General features: G+C 61.2%; 15 protein-coding genes. 3 read left to right on the forward strand and 12 right to left on the reverse strand.

Going from position 1 to position 21,150, the window contains the following annotated elements; genetic code table 11:
- Positions 1-73 precede the first annotated feature (73 nt).
- The 8 genes from HB376_RS37700 to ahpC form a co-directional block, all read right to left on the reverse strand.
- Positions 74-1,291: an acyl-CoA dehydrogenase family protein gene (locus HB376_RS37700; protein ID WP_213768776.1), complete on the reverse strand. Its 1,218-nt coding sequence runs from the start codon at positions 1,289-1,291 to the stop codon at positions 74-76.
- Positions 1,292-1,316: 25 nt separating this feature from the next.
- Positions 1,317-2,252, reverse strand: a complete 936-nt coding sequence (locus tag HB376_RS37705) for an ABC transporter substrate-binding protein (RefSeq protein WP_255631810.1) — start codon at positions 2,250-2,252, stop codon at positions 1,317-1,319.
- Positions 2,253-2,382: 130 nt separating this feature from the next.
- The gene (locus HB376_RS37710; protein ID WP_213768778.1) at positions 2,383-3,984 is read right to left on the reverse strand and encodes a rhodanese homology domain-containing protein; all 1,602 of its coding nucleotides are present in this window, start codon (positions 3,982-3,984) and stop codon (positions 2,383-2,385) included.
- Positions 3,981-4,577, reverse strand: coding sequence for a cysteine dioxygenase (locus HB376_RS37715; protein ID WP_213768779.1), 597 nt, complete (start codon positions 4,575-4,577; stop codon positions 3,981-3,983). The genes HB376_RS37710 and HB376_RS37715 overlap by 4 nt, the downstream gene beginning before the upstream one ends.
- Positions 4,578-4,591: 14 nt before the next feature.
- A complete protein-coding gene (locus HB376_RS37720; RefSeq protein ID WP_213768780.1) occupies positions 4,592-5,668 on the reverse strand; it encodes an LLM class flavin-dependent oxidoreductase in 1,077 nt (358 codons plus the stop codon).
- A gap of 288 nt (positions 5,669-5,956) precedes the next feature.
- Positions 5,957-6,439 carry a hypothetical protein gene (locus tag HB376_RS37725; RefSeq protein WP_213768781.1) on the reverse strand — a complete coding sequence of 161 codons (483 nt, stop codon included), beginning with the start codon at positions 6,437-6,439 and terminating at the stop codon, positions 5,957-5,959.
- A 272-nt stretch (positions 6,440-6,711) separates the two neighbouring features.
- The gene (gene ahpF / locus HB376_RS37730) at positions 6,712-8,301 is read right to left on the reverse strand and encodes an alkyl hydroperoxide reductase subunit F (protein ID WP_213768782.1); all 1,590 of its coding nucleotides are present in this window, start codon (positions 8,299-8,301) and stop codon (positions 6,712-6,714) included.
- 145 nt (positions 8,302-8,446) lie between these two features.
- Positions 8,447-9,010: an alkyl hydroperoxide reductase subunit C gene (ahpC, locus tag HB376_RS37735; RefSeq protein ID WP_213768783.1), complete on the reverse strand. Its 564-nt coding sequence runs from the start codon at positions 9,008-9,010 to the stop codon at positions 8,447-8,449.
- Between the two features lie 293 nt (positions 9,011-9,303).
- Between ahpC and HB376_RS37740 the strand changes: the two genes are divergently transcribed.
- Positions 9,304-9,999: an NAD(P)-binding domain-containing protein gene (locus HB376_RS37740; protein ID WP_213768784.1), complete on the forward strand. Its 696-nt coding sequence runs from the start codon at positions 9,304-9,306 to the stop codon at positions 9,997-9,999.
- A gap of 61 nt (positions 10,000-10,060) precedes the next feature.
- Here the strand turns inward: HB376_RS37740 and HB376_RS37745 are convergent, their stop codons facing one another.
- Positions 10,061-11,707, reverse strand: coding sequence for an ABC transporter substrate-binding protein (locus HB376_RS37745; protein WP_213768785.1), 1,647 nt, complete (start codon positions 11,705-11,707; stop codon positions 10,061-10,063).
- Between the two features lie 319 nt (positions 11,708-12,026).
- Here HB376_RS37745 and ribA point away from each other — a divergent pair, with 319 nt between their 5' ends.
- Positions 12,027-12,677 (forward strand): GTP cyclohydrolase II, encoded by a 651-nt coding sequence (gene ribA, locus HB376_RS37750; RefSeq protein WP_213768786.1) that lies wholly within the window; start codon positions 12,027-12,029, stop codon positions 12,675-12,677.
- 33 nt (positions 12,678-12,710) lie between these two features.
- Here ribA and HB376_RS37755 read toward each other — a convergent pair whose 3' ends face one another.
- From HB376_RS37755 to HB376_RS37765, 3 genes are all read right to left on the reverse strand, one after another.
- Positions 12,711-13,433 (reverse strand): 2OG-Fe(II) oxygenase, encoded by a 723-nt coding sequence (locus HB376_RS37755; RefSeq protein ID WP_213768801.1) that lies wholly within the window; start codon positions 13,431-13,433, stop codon positions 12,711-12,713.
- A 138-nt stretch (positions 13,434-13,571) separates the two neighbouring features.
- A complete protein-coding gene (locus HB376_RS37760; RefSeq protein ID WP_346730659.1) occupies positions 13,572-14,186 on the reverse strand; it encodes a recombinase family protein in 615 nt (204 codons plus the stop codon).
- A gap of 82 nt (positions 14,187-14,268) precedes the next feature.
- Positions 14,269-16,587, reverse strand: coding sequence for an ATP-dependent DNA helicase (locus HB376_RS37765; protein ID WP_213768788.1), 2,319 nt, complete (start codon positions 16,585-16,587; stop codon positions 14,269-14,271).
- 379 nt (positions 16,588-16,966) lie between these two features.
- Between HB376_RS37765 and HB376_RS37770 the strand changes: the two genes are divergently transcribed.
- Positions 16,967-21,130 (forward strand): CheR family methyltransferase, encoded by a 4,164-nt coding sequence (locus tag HB376_RS37770; RefSeq protein ID WP_213768802.1) that lies wholly within the window; start codon positions 16,967-16,969, stop codon positions 21,128-21,130.
- Positions 21,131-21,150: the final 20 nt, after the last annotated feature.

The following is a 21,150-nucleotide window of genomic DNA, read 5'->3' on the forward strand; positions in this document are numbered from 1 at the left end:
TAACCAGAACCGCTAACCCGGAATCTAGCAACCGACCAACCCCCCCCCCCCAACCCATAAACCCCCACCACCCTCAAGACAAAGACGCGGCTTCGTGCGCGCTAAACCCCACCCGCCCAAGCGCGCCGAGCAACGCATCATTCTGCGGCGTATGAATCCGCGAACACAACACATCCCGATGATGACGTTCGAGCGCATTGTTACGGCTCAACCCCGGATTGCCGCTTGCCTCGACCGCGAGTTCAACAGCAGTGATCGCGTTCTGCGTAACGAGATACTTGATAGCGGGTGCTTCATGCAGCGGAATGTTGCCATGCGAACCCGCATCCAGCAGCACGCGATTGTTGAGCAGCAATGCATCGATACGGCCAAGCGTCTGCTGGAAACTGCCCAGGCTCGAAAGCGGTGCACCTAAGTTGGCAGGCTTGCGATCCGCAGCCCAGGAAGCAAACCAGTCACGCGCAGACCGGGCGACAGCATCGTAGATCGACGAAAGCAGCACATTCATCCACAACGTGGTGACCGGGTCCATGCCGCTCGCGGCAATCTCGGGAGAATTCAGGTCGACTGCGTGAGCCACGGGAACACGCACGTTCTCGAAGATCACTTCGTGACTGCCGGTTGCACGCATACCGAGGTGGTTCCACGGCTCACCGAAACGGATACCCGGTGTATCACGATGTACGAGGAACGTCCCCACACGCGGCGAACTTTCGTCCGTGCGGCCCCAAACAGCAAACCATGTCAGGCCGGGACTGCCCGTTGAATAGATTTTGCTGCCGTTGAGAATCCACGCGTCGCCATTATCGGTCAGACGACCGATCGTCCCGGGCAAACCGCCGCGCGAGGGAGAGCCCAATTCGGGCTCCACACGCAGCGAGTTGATGAGCGCGCCGTGTTCCACCGCATCGCGCGCCACCTGTTCCTTTAACGCTTGCGGCCAGTTCGGATTGGCCTGCAAGCGCAGATGATAAAGACACTGCATCACAAGGATCAACGCCGTCGACGGCTCACCCCGTGCAACCGCGCGCACTACCTTGAGCACTTGCGGGAGCGTCGCCTGACGGCCGCCAAGCGCTTGCGGCACCGTCAGCGCAAGCAAGCCGGCGCTTCGCAAACGCGCGAGGTTGTCGTCGGGAAAGATCGCATCACGATCCAGCGCGCCCGCGCTCGCAGCGAAATCCTGAGTGAGCGCGGCGAGCCATTGATCGGCAGCGGCGCTGTCGAGATCGGCGAGGGCGTCAAGCGCGATCGGGTCCTGCAAGGCTGTGGGTGGATGCCGTACGGTCATCGGAAGGTCCGTTGATAAAATATTCTTAGTGCGCCGTGAACTGGGCGTCGAAACTCGGTGTTACGTCCAGCGTCGTCTTGATCACGCCTGCACGAACGTAGAGGTCGGCGGTGCGTTGCTGTTCGGCGATTACCTTGCTGTCGATCGCGATCGGCTTTAATTGCGCCCGCTGATAGACGACCTTCAGCACATCGGCGGGCAGGTGCGTGACGCGCGACTGGATAGCCGCGACCTCGTCGGGATGCGATAACGCCCATTGTTGACCAGCGGCTACGCGACGCACGAAGTCATCGATTTGCGCGCGTTTGGTCTTGATCGATTCGTCGGTAGCCGCCTGAAAGCTCAGCCCCGATGAAAGTCCCACACCATTCGCCACGCTGCGGTTGTTATCGCGCAATTCACCGAGCGCGACATACGGGTCCCATGTAGACCATGCATCGACGTTGCCCGACTCCAGCGCTGACTTGGCATCGGCGGGTTGCATGAACTCAAGGGTCACGTCAGAGAGCTTGATGCCCGCACGTTCCAGCGTCGCGATGGCCAGAAAATGGCCGATGGAACCGCGTGTGGTCGCAATGCGTTTGCCTTTCAAATCGGCTGCGTTCTTGATGGGTGACCCGGCCGGCACGAGAATCGCGAGGTCGACCGGTTGTGAGCGGGTTGCCGCTACCGCACGCACACGCGCACCGGCGGCGTAAGCGAAGATCAGCGGCGCATCGCCGAGCCCGCCTATATCGATTGCGCCCGCGTTCAAGGCCTCACCAAGCGGTTGCGCGGCGGGAAAGTTGAACCACTCGATCTTGTACGGCACATCTTTCAACTGACCGGATGCCTCAAGAATGCCGCGTGTCTGCAATTGCTGGTCGCCAACCTTCAGAACAGGTTCGGCTACCGAAGCAAGAGGACGCAGCGCAGTGAATGCAGTCAGCGCGGCGATCAACAGGAGGCTGCGTCGTTTCATGAATCGTCCATCAGGAAAAAGCATTCACGATACGATTCGCCGCGGCATTAGACAAACGCATTGTTCTGCTTTGCTAATCGCCGGAATTGGAATGACGCGGATCGGGCCGAGCCGCGTCATGTCTGATGTTTCAGATCACGAAGAAGCCATGCGTGCCGTCACGTTCGAGTTGCGCGACAAGGCCGTACTCCCACTCAAGGTACGCGTTCATTGCTTCGTGCGGAGCGTCGGTGCCTTCATATGGACGCCGATACCGGTCGATACGCGGCGACGCCAGATGCGTCTCGCCCTTCGCAAGCGGCAAGCCTGCGGCAGTCCAGGCAGCGGTACCGCCTTCGAGCAACAGCACGGGCTTCGATGTGAGCGCCGCCACGTCAGGTCCGGCGAACGCGGCAAGCGCGCTCGATCCGCACGTGACCACGTATTGCTTCGCATCCGGCAACGCAGGCAGGTCGAGCGCAAGCCGCGAGCGCACGGTCCACCATGCGCCGGGAATGTGTCCCTTCACATGGTTGGCGCTCGCCGTGAAGTCGAGCACGATGGTCTGGCTCGCGGGATCGTCGAGCAGGGCGGCGAGGTCGCTCGCGGTGATCGTGGGCGTGGCGGCGGGCAGCGGTTTCGCGGCGCGCCACGGGCCTTGTTCGGTCAGATCGGCGCTTGTCGCGCCATCGATTACGTCATCGACTACATACACGTCGATGTTCATCTGCGCGAGCCATGAAGCCGTCATATTGGCGCGTACGCCGTCATCGTCGAAGAGGACCACGCGGGCGCCTCGGACCGGCGCGAACATCTCCGTTTCCTGCACGAGCTGGCCGCCCGGTGCCCCCTGAAAACCTGCTGCATGCGCGTGTTCGTATTCGGCCGGCGTGCGGACATCGAAACGATACGTCGTGCGTTCCGCGTCGTCCGCCCAGCGTTGCGCGTCCGCTAGTGTCGTGCGTTTCACGCCCGCGCGATCGGCTACGGCGCGGGACGATTCACGCGACGCGGTGTCGGTGCGGCCGTCGTCGGTGGCGAACTGCCGCGCGCTGCCATGGGCGAGCGACTGGCCCGCGAGCAGCCAGCCAATCGTGCCGTTGCGCAACGCGGCCACCGGGTTTGGAAGGCCGGCATTCACCAGCGACTGTGTGCCGATGATACTGCGCGTGCGCCCCGCACAATTCACGATCACGCGTGTCTTGGGATCGGGCGCGAGTGCACGGGCACGCAACACAAGTTCGGCGCCCGGCACGCTGATGCTGCCGGGGATGTTCATCGTCTGATATTCGTCGTAGCGGCGCGCGTCCAGCACGACCATGTCCTCGCCGCTTTTCAGCAACGCATCGACTGCTTCAGCCGATAACGCCGGCGTATGCCGCTTCGCTTCCACGAATTCGCCGAACGCCTTGCTGGGGACGTTGACATCGCGGAACACTTCGCCGCCTGCGCGTTCCCAGCCTTTCAGGCCGCCTTCGAACAACGCAACATCGGTATAGCCGAGTTCTTCGAACCGTCGTGCAGCGCGTTGCGCGAGACCTTCGCCGTCATCGAGCAGAACGATCGGCACGCTCTTGCGCGGCAGCTTGGTAAAGGCGTCGAGTTCGATCTTCGACAGCGACAGGTTGGCTGCAAACAAAGGGTGACGTTGCGCGTGCGGATCTTCTTCGCGGACATCGAGGAAGGCTATTTCGCGCTTTGAAAGCAGGGTGTCGCGCACGTCGTTGAAGCTGCGCTGGGGGATGGCGCTCATGAGTCGAGTCGTTCCTTCGAGAGGTTCCAGAGGTTGGGAAGCGTATCGTTTGTATAACCGGAGACAAACGGTTTCGGCGGACCATCAAGGGGATAGACGTGTCGCGAGATGCCGCCGATGTTCGCACCGTACACATGAATGCTGATGGACACACGGTCGTCGAACGCATTGCTCACGCGATGAATATCGCCGATGGAGGGCGACACCGCCGCCACTGCGCCACGTTCGAGTAACTGGTCTGCGCCCGATGTGACGAGCGCTCCGTGGTCGCTGCGTGCATACGAGCGTGCAACTTCCGCGCCGCGCAATACGCCGACGAGACCCCACACCGTGTGATCGTGGACGGGCGTTTGCTGACCCGGTCCCCACACGAAGCTGACGACCGAGAAACGTTGACGGGCATCGGCGTAGAGCAGGAATTGCTGGTAGCGATCAGGCGACGGTTGCGCGTAGGCATCGGGCAGCCAGTCGTCTTCGGCTATCAGTTTGCTCAGCGAAACCGCACCTTGTTCGAGCAGGTGCGCTTCGGGTAAATTTTTATCGACGAGTTGCGCAATCTCGCTTATGAATCCGCGCAGTTTTTCGTGGCTCATCGTTTAGTACAGCTTCAGGCCGCGTGTGCAATATGCGAGGTCAGTTCACGCGTGGCCGGGATCAACTCGCGACCGTAATCGAGCGTGTCTTCCAGCGGATCGAAGCCGCGAATCAGGAACGTGGTTACGCCAAGCGCATGATATTCGGCCAGCGTTTGCGCCACTTGTGCCGGCGTGCCAACGAGTGCCGTCGAATTCGATCGGCCGCCAATCTCCTTCGCCACGCCGGTCCACAGGCGATCATCTGCGCGCACGCCATCGCCCGCTGCAGCCAACAGGCGGCGCGCGCCTTCGCTTTGCTGTGGCGTTGCTTCACCGAGGCCTTGCTCGGCACGCAGCCGCCGCGTTTCAGCAAGAATATGTTCCGCACGTTCCCACGCGGCCTTTTCCGTTGCCGCAAGGATCGGTCGGAACGATACGGAGAAGCGCACGTTGCGCCCATGTTTTGCTGCTTCGGCGCGAACGCGGGTGACCTGTTCGCGCACCTGTTCCTTCGATTCGCCCCACAGCGCGTAGACGTCCGCGTGCTTGCCCGCGACCTCGATAGCCGGTGCCGATGCGCCGCCGAAATAGATCGGTACATACGGGGCTTGCTTGGGCTTTACTTCTGAGAATGCTTTTTCGAAGCGGTAATAGCGGCCTTCGTGATCGAAGGGTTCGGATTCGGTCCACACGCGTCGCAGGATCTGCAGATATTCGTCGGTGCGGGCGTAGCGTTCGTCGTGCGAGAGAAAGTCGCCGTCGCGGCGTTGTTCGACGTCGCTGCCGCCCGAGATGAAGTGGACCGCGAGGCGGCCGCCGCTGAGCTGATCGAGCGTGGCGAGCTGGCGTGCGGCGAGAGTTGGCGCGACGAATCCCGGGCGATGCGCGAGCATGAAGTGAATGCGCTGCGTGACGCCGGCGGCGTAGCCGACGGTCAGCATGGCGTCGGGGCTGGTCGACTGATAGGGCACGAGAATGCGGTCGAAGCCGGCTTTTTCGTGCGCCTGGGCGAAGTCGCGGAGGTAGTCGATATCGATTGCCGGACCGCGCGCCAAATGCGTCTCCGACACTTTTTGCTGCTGGATCATGCCGATGAATTCGACGCTCACGAAAGACGCTCCTCGTTGATTCACACTGTAAGGCAGTGCGTGAAGAGACGCTTCAGGACGCTGCCGATAGCTTCAAAGGCTAACATCGGCTGACGCAGATCTTAAATATCAAAACGAGCTAAACATATGGGGTGAGCTTCTCTGTGGAGACACGAGGGGATCGCGATATCACGCAGCACGACTCGGTCGAGTCGTGCATAAGGCTGAGGAAATTGGCAGGGTATTGAGCGCAGGCGCAGGGCGCGCCTACTCAATCTTTGCCATATTGAAACCCCCGTCGGCCAGACCTTACAACTCCTTACTCTTCCCCGACGACCCCGACCCCGACTTCGCACTGGCCGGCGACCTTGCCCGCCACCGGCTGGTCGTCTCTTTCCCAGCAACTTCGTCCATTGCCACCGCGATCAATTCGACCCGTTGCTCGCGCGTAAAACTCGCGTACGCCACGCCGTCGATCACGCCATGTTTCTTCAAGAGATGAACCGCAGCCGACCGGTTCGCCTTCTCGAGTTCCAGGTCTTCCTGCGCGCTGAGCAATGCCGCTGTCAAACTTGCAACCGCGGCTTTTTCTTGTGCGACGTCGAATTTCATCAGGTCCACCTTGACGTCGATGCCTGGCGCATCCGCCGACATCCTGAGCTGCAATTGGGTCAGTTCGCGTTTCAAATCGCCTTCCCGCCGAAGCGCGCGTTCGAGCTTTTGCGCCATGCCGGGGTGCGACCGACCGTGGCCGCGAAAGAGCGTGCTGAAGGTGTTTCCGAGAATTCCCATACCGTCATGACCTCGAGATGATTTGTTCATCGGCAAGTGCTGTCCGATGGCCGCAGATGTGCACTCTTCCGGTATCTACGGCAACTCGGGGCAATTCTTTAGGTTTTTTAAGCACTGCCTGATTAACGGTATTTTTTACACGATGAAAGCCGCAAAAAAGACGAAAAAACGCCCGATAATCAATATGATAGTGATTATCGGGCGTTTGACTGCAGCAATCGGATTGAGGCTTAAACGGCTATCCGTAAGGTGAACTGCTCGGCGCAACCGCGTCAGACCACAACTTCCTCGGCTTCGGCCTCAACCGTTTCCGTCTCCGAATTCCGGATCAGGTAATCGAATGCGCTGAGCGACGCTTTGGCGCCTTCGCCGACCGCGATTACGATCTGCTTGAACGGCACTGTGGTGACATCGCCGGCCGCGAATACACCGGGCACCGATGTCGCGCCGCGCGCATCGACCACGATCTCACCGTGACGCGACAACTCGACCGTGCCCTTGAGCCATTCCGTATTCGGCACCAGCCCGATCTGCACGAATACACCTTCCAGTTCGATGTGCTTCGCTTCGCCCGAACTCAGGTCCTTGTACGAAAGACCGTTGACCTTCTTGCCGTCGCCGGTGACTTCCGTGGTCTGAGCCTGCGTGATGATGCTCACGTTCTTGAGGCTGCGCAGCTTGCGTTGCAGCACGGCGTCGGCACGCAACTCCGTACCGAATTCGAGCAGCGTCACCGCGCTGACCAGTCCAGCCAGATCGATTGCCGCCTCAACGCCGGAATTGCCGCCGCCGATCACCGCAACACGCTTACCCTTGAACAACGGGCCGTCACAATGCGGGCAATACGCCACGCCGTGATTGCGATATTGCTTCTCACCCGGCACGTTGATTTCGCGCCAGCGAGCGCCCGTGGCAAGCACGATCGTCTTCGCTTTCAGCACCGCGCCGTTGGCGAGGCGCACCTCGTGAATCTTGCCCGGCACGAGCGCTTCGGCCCGCTGCACGTCCATGATGTCGACGTCATAGCTCTTGACGTGCTGCTCGAGCGCGGTTGCGAACTGCGGTCCTTCGGTCTCTTTCACCGATACAAAATTTTCGATAGCGAGCGTATCCAGCACCTGCCCGCCAAAGCGCTCAGCCGCCACGCCGGTCGAGATGCCCTTGCGCGCCGAGTAGATGGCAGCCGCCGCGCCGGCCGGTCCGCCGCCGACGATCAGCACATCGAATACGCCTTTCTTTTCGAGTTCCTTCGCGGCGCGGGCGCCGGCGTTGCTATCGAGCTTCGCGAGGATTTCCTTCACGCCGGTTCGGCCTTGCCCGAACACTTCACCGTTCATGTAGACGGTGGGGACGGCCATGATCTGGCGCTGCTCGACTTCGTCCTGGAACAACGCGCCGTCGATGGTGACCTGGCGGATACGCGGATTGATAAGCGCCATCACGTTCAGCGCCTGCACGACTTCCGGGCAGTTCTGGCACGACAGCGAGATATACGTTTCAAACTCATAGTCGCCATCGAGCGCGCGGATCTGTTCGATCACCGCGTCGTCGAGTTTGACCGGATGGCCGCCGGTCTGGAGCAGCGCCAGGACCAGCGACGTGAATTCATGGCCCATCGGAATACCCGCGAAACGGATACCCGTAGGTTTGCCCGGTTCGCCGATGGAAAACGACGGCTTGCGCTCGGCATCGTCGCGCTTCTCGATCACCGCAATGCGGTCCGACAGCGTGGCGATTTCATGCAGCAGGCCTTGCAGCTCGACGGATTTCGGCGAGTTGTCGAGTGAAGCGACGATCTCGATCGGCCGGCTGACCTTTTCCAGATACGCTTTCAACTGAGTCTTGAGGTTGGCTTCCAGCATGGCGATTCGAGTCCGTGTGACGAGGGTTTTTATTAACTATTAACGCAAGGGAATGCGAGGCGAGCGTCATCCGGGCCGCGAGCGGCCCGGACTGTACAGCGCTTTACAACGAGGATTTAAAGCAAAAGCAGCGAGGATTTAAAGCTTAGATCTTGCCGACGAGGTCAAGCGACGGCGTCAGCGTTTCAGCGCCCGGCGTCCACTTGGCGGGGCAGACTTCGCCCGGATGCGAGGCGACGTATTGCGCGGCCTGCACCTTGCGCAGCAGTTCGCCAGCGTCACGGCCGATGCCGTTGTCGTGGATTTCGCACAGCTTGATCTCGCCTTCCGGGTTGATCACGAACGTGCCGCGCAGCGCCAGGCCTTCTTCTTCGATCAACACGTCGAAGGCGCGCGAGATCACCAGCGTCGGATCGGCAATCATCGGATACTGGATCTTGGCGATCGTGTCCGACGTGTCGTGCCATGCCTTGTGCGTGAAATGGGTGTCGGTCGACACACTGTAGATTTCGACGCCCAGCTTCTTGAATTCTGCGTAACGGTCGGCCAGATCGCCGAGTTCCGTCGGGCAAACAAACGTGAAGTCAGCCGGGTAGAACACCAGGACGGACCATTTGCCCTTGAGGCTTTCTTCGGTCACGGTGACGAAGTCGCCGTTGTGGTAAGCATTGGCTTTGAACGGTTTGACCTGGCTGTTGATGATCGGCATTGCGTATGTCCTTGTGTTAAGTGGTTAAGTGGTAAGGAAGTGAACGAAGTATGACGGGAGGCGCCCAATATGGAAAATCGAATGATTTAATGGGGCCGATGTGGTGAGGCTATCAGGGTTAATACGGCTGAGTGAGGCCGCCGCATTAACGGGGCCGCATTTTATCGTTACCTGGAACCTGCTGCCAATATCGGGATCGCTGCAATCCGCGATCGCAGGCAGGTTCGACAAACACGACGGGCATGGGCGTTGCGCACATCCCGCTTTAGCTAACGGAATCAACAGGAGGGTGTATGAAAATCGGCATCATTGGCGCGGGTAATATTGGTCGCGTACTGGCGCTGCGCTGGGTCGAGCATGGGCATGAGGTCCTGATCGGCAACTCGCGGGGGCCGGATACGCTGGCCGAAGTCGCGGCCGAAACCGGGGCAACGGCCGCCGAGCTTGCCGACGTGGTACGGGGCGCGGCCGTGATCGTGGTCACGATTCCCGAAAAGAAAGTGCTGAATCTGCCGGCCGGCTTGTTCGACGACGTGCCGGAGACCACGGTCGTGATCGACACCGGAAATTACTATCCGCGCGAGCGCGATGGCCGTATCGACGGGATCGAGTCCGGCATGATGGAAAGCGCGTGGGTCTCGCAGCAGATCGGGCGTCCGGTCATCAAGGTGTTCAACAACATCTACGCGGCGCATTTGCGCGATCTCGGCAAGCCTGAGGGCACGTCGGGACGCGTGGCGTTGCCGGTCTCGGGCGATAACGCCGACGCCAAAGCCGTCGTGATGCAACTGGTCAACGAAATTGGCTTCGATCCGGTGGATAACGGCGGTATTGACGACTCCTGGCGCCACCAGCCGGGCACGCCGGTCTACACGAAGGATTTCGATAGAGAGGGCCTGAAGGCCGGTTTGCAGAAGGCGGAGAAGGCTCGCAAGCCGCAATGGAGCGCGACGGACAAGAGCCCCGGCAGCTTCGATCACCCCGCATGAAGCAACACGGCGACGGGCCTTTCAAATTCAAAGCCCGTCGCCTTGAAGCCGGGGCGCGTTGTCAGTCGAGCGAGATGCCGTCGAAACGATGACCGCCCAGCGGGCTGATCTCGTAGCCCTTGACGTCCTTCGTCATCAACTGAAACGCGTTCGCGTGGGCGATCGGCGTATACGGAACCTGATCCTTGAACACGACTTGCGCCTGCTCATACAGCCTGGTGCGGGCCGGCTGGTCGGTGATCAGCCGCGCTTTCCCGATCAGGTCGTCGAATTGCTTGTCGCACCACTTCGCCACGTTGCTGCCATGCACCGCGTCGCAGCCGAGGGTCGTGCCGAGCCAGTTGTCCGGGTCGCCGTTATCGCCCATCCAGCCGTAAAGGATGGCGTCGTGCTCGCCGCCTTCTTTCGCGCGCTTGTTATATTCGGCCCATTCGTAGGTCACGATGTTCGCTTTCACGCCAATCTTCGCCCAATCCGATTGAATCAATTGCGCCATCAGGCGCGCGTTGGGGTTATAGCCGCGCTGCACGGGCATGGCCCATAACGTGATCGAAAAGCCGTTCGGAAAACCCGCCTGCTTCAGCAGTTCACGCGCCTTCGCGGGATCATAAGGCGCATCTTTCAGCGCCTTGTTATACGACCATTGTGACGGCGGCATCGGATTCGAGGCCACGGTCGCAGCCCCTTCGTAGACGCTCTTCAGGATGGCCGGTTTGTCGATGGCCATGTCCAGCGCGCGGCGCACCAGCACGTTATCGAGCGGTTTGTGGGTGGTGTTGTAGCCGACATAAGCTACGTTGAAACCTACGCCTGACAGCACCGTGAGGTTCGGATTGCTGCGCGCGGTCTGGATATCGGCGGGGCGCGGGAAGGCGGTCATCTGGCATTCGCCGCTCGCGAGTTTTTGCATGCGCACAGCCGCATCCGGCGTGATGGCGAACACCAGTTTTGCGATATGCACGTCCTTCTTGTTCCAGAAGTCCGGATTCGCGTCGTAGCGGATGATCGCGTCTTTCTGATGATCACGGAACACGAACGGCCCGGTGCCCACGGGCTTCTGGTTCAGGTCCTCCGCCTTGCCGGCCTTCAGCAACTGGTCGGCGTATTGCGCCGAAACAATGGAGGCGAACTCCATCGCTATATTGCGCACGAACACCACGTCGGACGTGTGCAGCGTGAAGCGCACCGTGTAGTCATCGAGTTTTTCAATCGATGCAATGTTCTTGTCGTAACCGAGATCGCTGAGATACGGGAAGCTGACCGGATGCGCTTTCTGGAACGGATTGTCCGGATCGATCATGCGTTTGAACGTGAAGATGACGTCGTCCGCATCGAAGTCGCGCGTGGGCTTGAACCAGGGCGTGGTCTGGAACTTGACGCCGTGCCGCAGATGAAACGTGAAGGTCTTCGCGTCGGCCGATTCGTCCCATGACTCGGCCAGACCGGGCACCAGGGTGAGCGAACCGCGCTCGAATTCGACCAGGGTGTCGTAGACTGCGTGCGCACCGGCGTCGAAGTCTGTGCTGGTGGTGTATTGCGCGGAATCGAAGCCCGCGGGACTGCCTTCCGAACAGAACACCAGGGTTTTGCCCGCCGCGTGGGCTGTGCCGGCGAGCGCCCCAAGGGCGGCAAGCGTGCAAACCGCAGTGCGGGCCAGCGCGAAGAACGAGCTGGCTGTCGAGCTTTGATTCGGGCTTTGATATGGCATGTAAGGTCGGTAAGGGTTGACGGGCGCTGCCCGGAGGCACGCGGGCGCGCCTAAGTAGTCATGTACTTTACCAACCACGGAATTTTTGACGAAGCGATACGTTCTTCTTTTGATATGTCGAAAACCGTCGTCGGGACCTGGGGCGGTTTCACCCGGTTCATCGGACGGCCACAGGTCCTTCCAGCCTGCGGGCTGCAAATATTTCCCGGGCGTTTTAACATGTCGGACCGGGCGCTCCCGCTTTCTTCCAGCTTCTTGCTAAAGTTACCGATTAAATACCGGTATGCGGCCCACGCCCTCCTAGGCAGTACAAGAGAACATGAAAAACGTTTCTGATTCACCGGCAGCCACTGCCGTAGCAACCCACGAAGAATGCGTTGAACTCGTGGCGAAGGCCACGATTCCCACGCGTTACGGCGTGTTTGAGTCGCATGTGTATCGCGTGAAAAGCACGGGCGCCGAGCATCTGACGCTTGTCATGGGCGATGTCAGCCATGGCGAATCCGTGCTGTGCCGGCTGCATTCCGAGTGTGTCACGGGCGACGTATTCGGCTCGTATCGGTGTGATTGCGGCGAGCAACTGGACCTCGCCATGCGTTATATCGCGGCTGAAAATCGCGGTATCTTGCTGTATCTGCGCGGTCATGAAGGGCGCGGCATCGGGCTGGCGAACAAGATCCGCGCGTATGCGCTGCAAGAGCAGGGGTACGACACCGTTGATGCCAACCTGCATCTCGGTTTGCCCGACGACGCGCGGGAATATGATTCGGCCGCCGCGATCCTGCGTGCGCTCGATGTACGGTCGGTGCGCTTGATGAGCAACAATCCGTCGAAGTTCGACACGCTGCTCAAGCACGATATCCCGGTCTGCGAACGAGTGGCGCTGGCCATTCCCGTGCGTGAGGAAAACGAGCGCTACATCAAGACGAAGCAGGTCCGCTTCGGCCACTACTTTGATGAAAATGAATAGTTGACTGCGGGGGTATAGGTAGTCCCCCGGGTTTCAGGTTGCGTCGTGGAAAATGATGCCGACCGTATGCCGGTGCCCCGATCTCAGCCGGCTCACGCCATGCCTGAGATTCACGCGATACGCTCCGCGCGTTCCGTTCACCGGCCGGTTATGCACGGCAAAAATCACGGCGTCCCCTTGCACTAACGGCACGACTTCGGCCCGCGACTGCATGCGCGGCCGCTGCTCGGTCATCACAAACTCCCCGCCCGTAAAGTCACGTCCCGGTACCGACAGCAGAACCGCGAGCTGAAGCGGAAATACGTGCTCGCCGTACAGGTCCTGATGAAGGCAGTTGTAGTCGCCTTGCGCGTATTGCAGGATCAGCGGTGTGGGGCGAAGCTGGCCGGCCGCGTGGCATCGATCGATAAAAGCGGCGTGGTCCGGTGGATACCGGGTGTCGATACGCATGATCTCGTTCCATCGATTAGCGATTCCGACAAGATGCGGATACGTCGCGCTGCGTAACGTACCGATCACCTCAGGCAGCGGATAAGCGTAGTACTTGTACTCGCCGCGCCCGAAACCGTGGCGCGCCATGACCACGCGGCTTCTATACAACTCGTCACGCACATAAAGCGCTTTCAGCGCGTCACATTCCGCGGGCGTGAGCAGGCGCTGGACTGTTGCGCAGCCGAATTCATCCAGTTCCTCTTGCACCGCATGCCAGTCGACGGCGTTCACGCGAGCTTCTATATTCGTCGTCAGGGCATCCATTGGCAGTTTCTCCATGCAGGTTTCGATGCCCCCAATGTCCGCTGCCTCGGGTTTCAAAACACTCCGGATGTTGCGTTCATATTAGTGATCTGCACAATCCTCTGATGAAAATACTGACGCCTTCCCGCTCGCGCGCTCCTAGTGCTCCACTGACGGTGATTCCACTGCGGCGGAATCGCGCGATGCCGCGTCGCGCAGGCGGATGATCGTCTGCCGCGACGTGCTGAGCACCCGTGCGATTGCCGTCACGGTGCTGCCTGCGGCAAGCGCCTTCAGCGCTTGTTGCCGCTGTGAATCGGACAACGAGGCGGGACGTCCCTGATGCATGCCGTCCTTCTTGGCGATCGCGGCCGCGTCGAGTGCGCGGGCGCGTTTGGCATCGCGCTCCAGTTCGGCGGCAAGCTGGAGCACTCGGATTGGTGAGCCTTCGCCGCTCGCGCAAAGATCGGCTTTGCCTACGTCGAGGCAGATGGCGTGCGCCCCTTTTGCCGCCAGCGTGGTGAGTGTCGACACGGCGTCGCTGATGCTGCTTCCCAGGTATCCGAGGCGCGTGACCACCAGCGTGTCGCCGGGCTTGACGCGGCGGATGGCTCGCTGGAGGGCGGGGCGCGAGGTGGCGATCACGGCATGACTGCAGTGATCGACGAGCACGTACCCCATGTCGACCAGGAAACCGGCTTCGTCGATCTGGAACAGGTCGTTGTCGCGGCCGTCCTGATTGCCGGCGGTATTGACGTACACAATGAGGGTCACGAGGCGCGCTCCAACTCCAATAATGCCTTGCACGGCCCGCCGGCAACGGCGCCGGCCACGCCGGTCAGCGGCTTGGGCCATGTTAGCAAACTGTCGGGCGACGCGCCTCCGTGGAGTGCCGGACGATTTCCACTCGCCACCACGAAGGCAGCAGGCGGCGCACGTCGGCGCGGGCAAAACGGTCGTCGATGAGATACAGCACCCCTTCATCGGTCTGTCCTCGAATCACGCGCCCTGCAGCCTGTACCACTTTCTGCAGCCCGGGAAACAGATAGGTGTAGTCGTACCCGGCGCCGAACTCCTCGTCCATGTGCACTCTCATTTGCTGGTTGACCGGATTGAGTTGCGGCAGTCCAAGCGTCGCGATGAACGCGCCAATCAACCGTGTGCCGGTCAGGTCGATACCCTCGCCGAACGTTCCGCCGAGCACGGCGAAGCCGACACCACGGCCTGTTGGTGTGAAACGCGCGAGAAAAGCCTGCTGGTCCGCTTCGCTCATTGAACGCATTTGCGTCCACACCGGAATGTCCGGGTGCTCGCGAAGCAGCGCGCCGGCGACCTGATCGAGATAGTCGAAGCTGCTGAAGAAACTCAGGTAGTTGCCGGGCGTGCGCCGGTATTGAGTTGCGATGAGATCGACGAGGAATGGTACGGACTGCTTTCGATCATGAAACCGCGTGGAAACATTCGCTATGACCCGCACCTGCAACTGGTCCGCGTGAAAGGGCGATTCCACATTTACTTGCAGGCAGGTTTCGGGAAGACCCAGCATGTCGCCATGGAAATGCATGGGCGTGAGCGTTGCTGAGAACAGCGCGACCGAATGAGCGCGGGAAAAACGCGATTTCAGATGCGGCCCCGGCACGCGGTTGCGCAGGCACAGAACGGTGTTGCGCCGCGTGGAAGAGCGCGGGGACAGGGTGGTATCGAAGAGAGAGTGGGTGTCGAAGCGCTCGGCAATTCGCACGAAATGGATGGCATCGAAGTAAAAGCGCAGCATGTCGGGATCGAGGCGATCGAGCCCCGCGGGTTGCGCGCCCACCAACTCCGTCAATTCCCCCACTACCGCGATCATGTTTTCCAGCGCTTCAATGAAGGGTCCGGGCAGGTCGGCGTGCACGTCGTAATCGGCTGCCTGCTCGCTCGACATGATTTTCCATTCCTGGGCGATCCTGTCGAGCGCGCGCTTCAGCGGGGGCGGCGCGGTGCGGCGCACGTTGCGAAAACGCGCTTCATCCAGCGTCGCCGAATACATGGCGCGGGCGCGTTCAACCAGGTTGTGCGCTTCGTCCACCAGGACGCCGATGCGCCATTCCTTCGACACCGCGAGGGAATACAGCATGGCGTGGGTATCGAAGTAATAGTTGTAGTCACCGACAATGATGTCGCTCCATTGCGCCAGTTCGTGGCTCAGATAGTACGGACAGACGTTGTGCTCAAGGGCAACCTCGCGCAACCCCTGGCGGTCGAGTTGCGCCGCCTTGAGCGCGGCCTGTCGTGCGGCGGGCAAGCGGTCATAAAAGCCGCGCGCGAGCGGGCAGGATTCGCCGTGGCAGGCTCGGTCGGGGTGCTCGCAAGCTTTGTCCCGCGCGACCAGTTCGAGCACGCGCAGCGGTGTGCCTCGGCCAAGCGTGGTGAGTGCATCGAGAGCAAGCTGGCGGCCTGAACTCTTCGCGGTGAGAAAAAATATCTTGTCGATCTGTGCAGCAGGCCATGCTTTCAACAGCGCAAACACGCTGCCCAGCGTCTTGCCTATACCGGTTGGCGCTTGCGCCAACAGACTGCGTCCGTGCAGCGCGCAACGGTAGATTGCCGCCGCCAGTTCCCGTTGTCCCGGATGCATCGATGGATAAGGGAAAACCATTTCTGCCAGCGCGCCGTCCAGTTTGGCGCGATGTTCGAGTTCCTGTTGCGCCCAATCCAGAAAACGCGCGCAGTGCTCGCGAAAGTGGTCGCAGAGTGCGTCGGCGGATTGCAGTTCGGTGAAGACGGTCTCCTTCTCGCTGGCAATATTGAAGTAGACGAGGGCAATGCGGATCTCCTGCAGGTTTAGCGTTTTGCAGCACAGCCAGCCGTAGATGCGCGCTTGCGCCCAGTGCAGATGCCGATGGTTGTCAGGGATCGCGCTGAGCTTGCCGCGGTACGTCTTGATCTCTTCCAGCTGGTTCAGGCCCGGGTCGTAACCGTCTGCGCGTCCGCGTACGAGCAGGGGACCGAAGGTATCGGAGAGGCTTAACTCGGATTGGTAACGCTCGCCGCGACGGGCGGTGACGAGCCTATGCCCGGCCATGCCCTGTTGCGCGGTGGGCGAAGGCGTGAAGCGCAGGTCGAGGTCGCCGCGCTTGGCGGTGAACTCGCACAACGCGCGTACCGCGATGGTGTAGGCGGGCTGGTCGGGCATATTCACTGTATGGATATACAGTGAATATTATCACGATGCGATCAACCGGAAACATCGCGTGGAACGCCGGTGGCCGCAGCCTGGAACGGGTGAAGGTAATGCTCACGCCGCTGCGACGGCAGGCATGCAACGTACACAATTAAATTACGGACTCGCATGTCCCGAAGAAATGCCGCGTGAATATAATGAGCGCCGCCTGTATTCCCGCAGATAAAAACCCATGATCGAATCTCCCGGCGCAGCACGAGCGCGTGGGTACCGCGTGACGCTTCGCCCGGCCGCTGTAAAGCGCGTTCGTTCGGACGCGGAGTGGTATCTTTAATCTGTCAAAGCACCCCGAACCGAGGCCCCTGGAGTGAGCGAAACTACAACATCAACGGTGCCGCCGGCGGGAGAGGACGCACCGGGCGAGGCTCATAGCCCGAGTTCGCTGGGTTTCCCTGTTGTCGGGATCGGTGCTTCCGCAGGGGGCGTCCAGGCGCTGCTGCGCTTCTTCGAGAACGCGCCAGCCGACATGGGCATGGCGTTTGTCGTGGTCCTGCACTTGTCGGCGAAGCATGTCAGCAGTGCGGACAAGGTGCTGCAGAACGTGACCCGCATGCGCGTGTCGCAGGTCAACGGGCCGACGCAGATAGAAGCGAACAATGTCTATGTCATCGCACCGGGCAAGAACCTGACGATGGCGGACGGTTACCTGAACGCGCGCAATGCCGAGCCCACGGCGGGGCGGCCGGTCTCTATCGACCGGTTTTTCCGGAGTCTGGCCGATGCGCATGGCCAGCGCGCGATGTGCATCGTGATGTCCGGCACGGGCAGCGACGGTGCGGTCGGCATTGCCAGCGTGAAGGAAAAGGGGGGCGTGACGCTCGCGCAGGAGCCGAACGATGCCGAATACGCGGAGATGCCGCAGAACGCGATCCTGACAGACCAGGTCGACCTTGTGCTGCCTGTAGTTGAGATGCCGCAACGGCTGCTCGACATATGGAACAACGCCAAGCGCATCGCCCTGCCCGAACTGGAACCGGCAACGCCTGGTCCGGCCGACCGGGCCGGCCGCCAGAGTGAGGCCGAACTTGCGTTGCAGGCCATTTTGGCGACGTTGCGCACCCGCACCGGCCACGACTTCCGTTTCTACAAGCGGGCGACCATGCTGCGCCGGATCGAGCGGCGCCTGCAGGTCAACGGCGTGCCGGACCTCATTGCCTACCGCGACCTGTTGCGGGAAAACCCACGCGAAACCGCGGCCTTGCTCAAGGACATGCTGATTGGCGTGACCGGTTTTTTCCGCGACAGGGAAGCGTTCGAGTCGCTCGAGCGCGGCGTGCTGCCGGCCTTGTTTCACAACAGGGCCGAAGGCGACCAGGTTCGCGCGTGGGTCGCGGGATGCTCGTCGGGCGAGGAAGCGTATTCGCTTGCAATGCTCTTGTCCGAGCAACGCGATGCGTTGCATTCCTCAGCCAGTATCCAGGTGTTCGCCACGGACATTGACGAAAGCGCGGTTGCGCGCGCACGGGCCGGACTGTATCCCGAGTCGATCATGACCGACGTCCGCCCCTCTATGCTGCGGCAATTTTTTGTCAAGACCGATTCGCGCTACGAGGTGGTGAAAAGCGTACGCGAGAAAATACTGTTCGCGATGCACAACGTACTGCGCGATCCGCCGTTTTCGCGGCTAGACCTGGTTTCCTGCCGCAATCTCCTGATCTATCTCGACCGCGGCGTGCAGAACCAGGTGCTGGAGATGTTCCACTACGCGTTGTGCCCCAACGGGTATCTGTTCCTGGGCAGCTCGGAGTCGGCGGACTCGGTGGAAGACCTGTTCAGTGTGGTCGACAAGAAGAACCGGATCTACCGGGCGAAAGCGGTAAAGCCGTCGAACCGACCGTCGATGGGGTCCCCCTTGCTATTGATGCAAGGGCGTTACGCGCGCGACGAAGAGGCGGGGTCCGCGCTACTCCCGGGGCGCCGCAATTTCTCGTTCAGTGCGTTACACCAGCGTGTGCTCGAGCAATACGCGGCGCCTAGCGTGATTGTGAACCGCGACTCGAAGATCGTGCATATGTCGGACAACGCGGGACGTTTCCTGCGGTATGTCGGAGGCGAACCCTCAAGCAACATGATTGCCGTCGTGCTGCCCGAACTGCGGCTCGACCTGCGTACCGCGCTGTTCCAGGCCGCGCAGACGGGCAATAGCGTGGAGGCCCGGCGCGTCAAGCTGCAGCGCGACGGTCACCCTTCATACGTCAACATGACCGTCCGCCCGTTCCATGACGCCGCCACCGACGCCGATTTCCTCCTCGTGCTGTTCGACGAGGTCCAGGAAGCGATGACGGAAAGCAAGGTGGTCGTGGAGCATCAGACGGGTAATGACACCGTGATGCAGCAACTCGAACAAGAGCTGCAGTCGAGCAAGGAGCAACTGCAGACCACGATAGAGCAGTACGAGACGTCGACGGAAGAGCTGAAGGCGTCGAATGAGGAATTGCAGGCGATCAACGAGGAGTTGAGATCGGCGACGGAGGAACTCGAAACCAGCAAGGAAGAGTTGCAGTCGGTGAACGAGGAACTCATCACGGTCAACGCGGAACTGCAGGCGAAGATAGAGGAAACCGGCAAGGCCAATGACGACCTGCAGAACCTGATTACCTCTACGGACATTGCCACTATCTTCGTCGATCGCGCGATGTGCATCAAACGCTATACGCCGAGCGCGGCCACGGTGTTCAACCTGATCGGCGCGGATGTCGGGCGCTCGTTGTTCGACATCACGCACCGGCTCGTCTATCCCGAGCTGGCCGATGACGTGAGTGCGACGTTCCAGTCATTGCGCCTGACCGAGCGCGAAGTCGCCACCTCCGACGGCCGCTGGTTCTTCGCGCGTGTGCTGCCCTACCGGACGGCGGACGATCGGATTGACGGCGCGGTGCTCAGTCTTGTTGAAACCACGGCGCGCCGCCGCGCGGAAGCGGACGTGCGGGCGGGCGAAGAGCGCCTGAGACTCGCGGCGCAGACGACGAACGACTTCGCGATCCTCGTGCAGGACCTCGAAGGCCGCATCGTCAGCTGGAATGCCGGCGCAGAGCGCGTTTTCGGTTATACGGCAGGGGAAGCGATCGGGCAGAACATCGACGTGATCTTTACGGTGGCGGATCAGCAAGCGCGCCTGCCGGCGCTTGAACGCGAGGCCGCGCAACGCGACGGGCGGGCTGACGACGATCGCTGGCATGTCGCAAAGGGCGGCCGCAAGGTGTATTGCAGCGGCGTGGTGACACCATTGTCCGATCCGAAATTCACGGGCTACGCGAAGATAGTGAGGGATCTCACGGACCGCAAGACACAGGAAGACGCGCGGCAGTCGCAACTCGCGGAGGAGCGTGCGGTGCGGGCGCAGGCGGAGGCGGCGAACCGGCTCAAGGACGATTTCCTGGCCGTGCTGTCGCATGAATTGAAGCACCCGCTCAACCTGATTCACGTGAAGGCGGAGATGTTGCCGCGCATCCCCGAGGCGCGCGGCGTACCGGCCATCCAGCTCGCGGCGGACGCGATCCAGCGGGCCGTGCTGGGTCAGGCGAAGATCATCGACGACTTGCTGGACCTGTCGCGCGTGCGTACCGGCAAGCTGGCGCTGAACCTGGCGACGGGCGACGTCGCGGCCATGCTGCGGACCATTGCCGATGCGATCGAGGCGGACGCGGCATCAAGGGGCGTTGCGCTGTCGTTCGAGGGTCTGGATCAACCGGTCTGGACCAAGGTGGACGCCGTACGCTTCGACCAGATCGTGTGGAACCTGTTGAGCAACGCGCTGAAGTTTACGCCGCGGGGCGGCTCGGTTTGCGTTCGCCTCACGTGCGAGGAGGACGAGTTGCGCATTGACGTAACGGATACCGGGCTGGGGATCGATGCATCGCTGTTGCCGCATATCTTCGAGATGTTCTCCCAGGGAAGCGAAGCCCGCCGCAAGACCGGCGGAGGCATGGGCATTGGCCTCGCGCTGGTCAGGCAACTCGTGGAGATGCATGCGGGACGCGTACTCGCCCATTCCGACGGGGTGGGGCGCGGCACGCGGATGAGCGTCTGGTTGCCCCTGGTCGATGGCCGTCCCGTGGGCAAGCATCTGCCGGACGCGCGCAGCGGATCGCTGGCGGGCGTGCGTATGCTGGTCGTCGACGACGACTCCGAGACCGCGAGCGCATTCGCGGCTTTGCTGGAACTTGAAGGTGCGCTGGTCGCTACCGCACACGACAGCGAGGACGCCCTCGCGCTGCTCGAACGCAACCACGTGGACCTGCTGGTCTGCGACATCAGCATGTCCGGCGTGGACGGTTACGAATTCATTGGCCAGGTGCGGGCGAATCCCCGCTTGGCCCAATTGCCCGCCGTTGCGCTGACAGGCTACACGGCCGGCGCCGGCGACCAGCGTGCACGCGGGGCGGGCTTCGACTTGACGTTGACCAAGCCGGTTTCTCTTGACGCGCTGATTGCCGCCGCCGAGCAGGTGTTCTTCTGGCGCGGCGCACATGGCGGCAGGCATGAACATGGCTGATGACTGATGGGTAAGGTGGA

The sequence above is a fragment of the Caballeronia sp. dw_19 genome (assembly GCF_018449515.1).
Classification (GTDB): Bacteria; Pseudomonadota; Gammaproteobacteria; order Burkholderiales; family Burkholderiaceae; genus Caballeronia.

Bases quoted from the DNA above. Each gene is read 5' to 3' on its own strand.
- HB376_RS37755 (WP_213768801.1), bottom strand. From the start codon at position 13,433: ATGGATGCCCTGACGACGAATATAGAAGCTCGCGTGAACGCCGTCGAC.
- HB376_RS37700 (WP_213768776.1), bottom strand. From the start codon at position 1,291: ATGACCGTACGGCATCCACCCACAGCCTTGCAGGACCCGATCGCGCTT.
- HB376_RS37765 (WP_213768788.1), bottom strand. From the start codon at position 16,587: ATGCCCGACCAGCCCGCCTACACCATCGCGGTACGCGCGTTGTGCGAG.
- HB376_RS37705 (WP_255631810.1), bottom strand. From the start codon at position 2,252: ATGAAACGACGCAGCCTCCTGTTGATCGCCGCGCTGACTGCATTCACT.
- HB376_RS37745 (WP_213768785.1), bottom strand. From the start codon at position 11,707: ATGCCATATCAAAGCCCGAATCAAAGCTCGACAGCCAGCTCGTTCTTC.
- HB376_RS37710 (WP_213768778.1), bottom strand. From the start codon at position 3,984: ATGAGCGCCATCCCCCAGCGCAGCTTCAACGACGTGCGCGACACCCTG.
- HB376_RS37715 (WP_213768779.1), bottom strand. From the start codon at position 4,577: ATGAGCCACGAAAAACTGCGCGGATTCATAAGCGAGATTGCGCAACTC.
- ahpF (WP_213768782.1), bottom strand. From the start codon at position 8,301: ATGCTGGAAGCCAACCTCAAGACTCAGTTGAAAGCGTATCTGGAAAAG.
- HB376_RS37725 (WP_213768781.1), bottom strand. From the start codon at position 6,439: ATGGGAATTCTCGGAAACACCTTCAGCACGCTCTTTCGCGGCCACGGT.
- ribA (WP_213768786.1), top strand. From the start codon at position 12,027: ATGAAAAACGTTTCTGATTCACCGGCAGCCACTGCCGTAGCAACCCAC.
- ahpC (WP_213768783.1), bottom strand. From the start codon at position 9,010: ATGCCGATCATCAACAGCCAGGTCAAACCGTTCAAAGCCAATGCTTAC.
- HB376_RS37740 (WP_213768784.1), top strand. From the start codon at position 9,304: ATGAAAATCGGCATCATTGGCGCGGGTAATATTGGTCGCGTACTGGCG.